The sequence below is a fragment of the Candidatus Symbiopectobacterium sp. NZEC135 genome (genome assembly GCF_025962695.1).
This window is the reverse complement of sequence record NZ_JAGFPF010000149.1, coordinates 1-3,610: the sequence shown is the minus strand read 5'-3', so window position 1 is coordinate 3,610 and position 3,610 is coordinate 1. Positions and strand designations below refer to the sequence as shown.

The window sequence follows — 3,610 nt, the reverse complement described above, 5'->3', positions numbered from 1 at the left end:
ACATCCTGCCACAGTTGCACCAGACGTAAGATGGGGCCAGTAACGTGCCCGGCAAACATATTAAAGGCAATAAGCCCGCCAACGGTCATTCCCCCATCAATCACCAACCGAGAGCCGTACCACAAAATTACCACACTGGTGATTCTGCTGATAAAACGCGATATCTGATTAGCAATATTGCTCAACTTGCAGGTTTTAAAACAACTGCTGACAAATGCCGCTGTTTGTTCATCCCAGCGGCGCGTCAAGTGATGCTCTACAGACATGGCCTTGACTGGCTCAATCGCCGTGATGCTCTCAACCAGAAAAGCCTGATTCTTCGCACCTTGCCGAAATTGATCTTCTAATCGGTTGCGTAACGGGCGGGTAATCGCGGCAGACAACATAATATAAGGTAAAAGGGAGATGAGAACGATGACGGTCAAAGAGAGGCTATACATCGCCATGACCACAAAAAAGACGATGGTGAATAACAGATCCAGACCTAACGTCATTGCACTGCCGGTCAAGAACTCACGTACCGTTTTGAGCTCGTGCACACGCGCTACGGTCACCCCCGTCTGACGCCCACGAAACCATCCTAAAGGGAGCGACAGAAGGTGACGATAGAGCAACGAACTTAATGTGGCATCAATACGCTGCGAGGTATGTGCTAGCTGGTAGTTGCGCAACCCATCCAGCACCACATCCGCCAGCGTGACACAAATCATCCCCAGCGCCAGCACATCGAGCGTAGACAAGCTTTGGTGCGCCAACACCTTATCCACGACGATCTGAAAGAATAAGGGAAGAATCAGCGCCAATATCTGAATAAAAAAGGAGGCAAGCAGGATCTCAGCCACCAACTTTTTGTAGCGAACAAAAGCCAGAGCAAACCAGCGTAAAGTAAACTCCTGCGCCAAGCCACCAGAGAAAAAGCGCCGAGTGAACAGGAAGCCACTCACCACCTGCCCCTGCACCGGGCGAAAAATCTCTGGCCGATCGCGGAATACTTCTTGTATCAGCCACTTTCCCTCTTTAACAGCCAGCAGTAAGACATAGCCTTTTTCCGGCAAATAAACTAAAGCAGGTGTGGGCATGTCTCCAGAAACGGTGATGCGGGTATGATGTTGACAGCGCAAACCACAGTGACGCGCGGCGCGAACCAGTTGCACGTTGATATCATGGTGTGCATCAGTGCCGAACTGCGCTTGCAATGCTTCGATGTTGACTGCATTACCATGGTATCCAGCAATCAAGGCCAAGCCTTGCCACACGTATTTATCCTGAGACATACCCTGCCTCCATTAATTTGTAAGAGGAGATAGCTGAAGATTTTGACTCGATGGTGCTGTTGCTAGCGGCAGCGAGACAGAGGAAACACTGGCATCATCCCCTTCACTCGAAGCCATAAATTGCGCCACATCTTGATGCAGTTGGGGGACCGAACCGCCCACACTCGGCGCGGAGGGTTGTGCAGTAGGTAATGGAGTTCCCTCCAGACAATGTTTTCTAATATCCTGCGCTGTCCACACGGTTCCGTCATAAAACTCTATACGACCCGCATCATTATCGTTTGGAAGAACAGAATAATCGTTCTCGTGTGATGCAACTCCTTTGATATTCATCATTAACACGCCCTCATGAGAAGGGCTAAAACCAACCGTTAATGAGTGATTAAACGTGACATCTGCGGGTGTCATTCCGTAACCATAAAGGATCGTTTTATCACCATCGCCATGTTGCAACGTGGTGACAGTGACCGTAGCCTTTTCTCCTGTAAGACAGGTATGTCTTATGTCTTTAACGTCATCGAAACGCTCATCACAGACGCCACTTGTTGATGTTCCTTCAGGCGCAACACAGTGATTATTACCTAGCGCGCCGCCAATGATATTTAGGTGAATTCGGTTTATATCTCCAACGCCACCATACTTCTGAGCAAATGCCGCCATATCCCAATGAGTTCCATCAGAAAACTCAACACGCTCCACTTGTGGCCCTAGCAGCCCAAAGAAATCTTTGATGGTAACGCTATCGTCACTGTTACTGACCTTAAGCACCAAATCATTCCTGCTTCCAACCTGACTACGCTGTAAAATTACTTGATCCGGTAGTATTCCAGCACCAAATCGTAATATATCTACATCTTTAGGTGTTCGTTTGCACTCTGTGATGATATCGGTGCCATCTCCTGAACGAAAATGATAGATATCGGAACCACTTCCCCCTTGTAATAGATCGTTGTTAGCCCCCCCCATTAATTCGTCATTCCCTGCACCACCATTCAGGGTGTCATCACCTGCCCCACCGAATAAATTATCACTTCCTGTAAAACCATATAAAATATCATTCCCCTCCTCTCCCATTAATTCATCATTCCCTATCCCTCCTTTTAAATTGTCATGCCCATCTCCACCATACAAAATATCATTACCTCCTGCACCTAGCAGTAGATCATTACCACCGCCCCCATATATTTTATCAGGATAGTCACTACCACGAAGCTTATCATGCCCTGCTACACCAACAAGTGTTATAATATCAACATCTAATATTATATTTTGTTCAGGTAAATGATTTTTCGGAGGCAGTAACCATTCACTATTATGAGAGTGATGAATCCCATTGCTTGTTACATCAGAATATAACGTATAAGCAGTACCTGTATAAGGGAATGGAATCCTGGAACATAAAAACGATGCAACTCCACTCATTGTGGCTTTGCTTGCCAAGATAGGGTTCCCCATATGTTGATTAATCAAGTGTGCACCCCGACCTATTACATCAACCCAACCTTCAATATCGCCTTCGCCCCCCTTAAGTTTTACTACCGACAGCCTAAAGCTGGCATCATCATTAAGTGAAGATTCAATAGATTGTGAGTACTGGTTATAATTTTTGAAGAAATGTTGTAGACTTGCCTTAAATGAATTTTGAAACTCATTATAAAACTTATTTTTCTCCTCTTTATCTCTGTCTATTAAAAAATTATTATCATCCCATGAACCTTTCATAAAACACTCCTATTATGCATCAATAAAATTTATCTTCACATAAATCAGGCACCTCATTTAAATTAAAAAATGAAAGCCATCAAGAAATCAAAGCATAGAAAACACATCAAAGGTGATTAGGTACCATTAAACTCCGCACGTAAAAAAACTACATCACCAAATCCATCGAATATATAACAAAACGCCCATTAATTTTCGAGGGGTTATATTTCCATTAACAGCGGAATTATATTTTTTATCGTGAAATTAATAAAATACAAACAAAAAAACACATTTTTATTATTTTAGAAATAACTTATATATTTACCTCTCATTTAACTTCCATTAATTTAAATATACAGTGCAAGTCATATTATAAACACACCAAAAACAGAATGATTTAATTTTAAAATATTTAATTAATGTTGGTTCCCTCATACTGGCCAGATTTTCTTTATCTAATGAAAGAGATATATCATTTGACCCGCCCCGCTTAGTCATGAATACTCATTCACATAACAATAACAAAACGATAAGGGAAGGCCTTCCGTTCATATGTCCCCCAACAGGAGTAAGCAATGAAAAGAGCAATGATCGCAGTAAGCATCGCATTGGCGAGCGTCACACTGGCACTG

At 43.5% G+C, this 3,610-nt stretch carries 2 protein-coding genes; both read right to left on the bottom strand.

Features of this window, described 5'->3' with window-relative positions:
• Positions 1-1,274: ABC transporter transmembrane domain-containing protein (locus tag J5224_RS24035; protein WP_264627747.1), on the bottom strand; the 1,274-nt coding region annotated here is incomplete at its 3' end.
• Positions 1,275-1,286: 12 nt separating this feature from the next.
• A complete protein-coding gene (locus tag J5224_RS24030; RefSeq protein ID WP_264627746.1) occupies positions 1,287-2,996 on the bottom strand; it encodes a calcium-binding protein in 1,710 nt (569 codons plus the stop codon).
• Between the last annotated feature and the right edge of the window lie 614 nt (positions 2,997-3,610).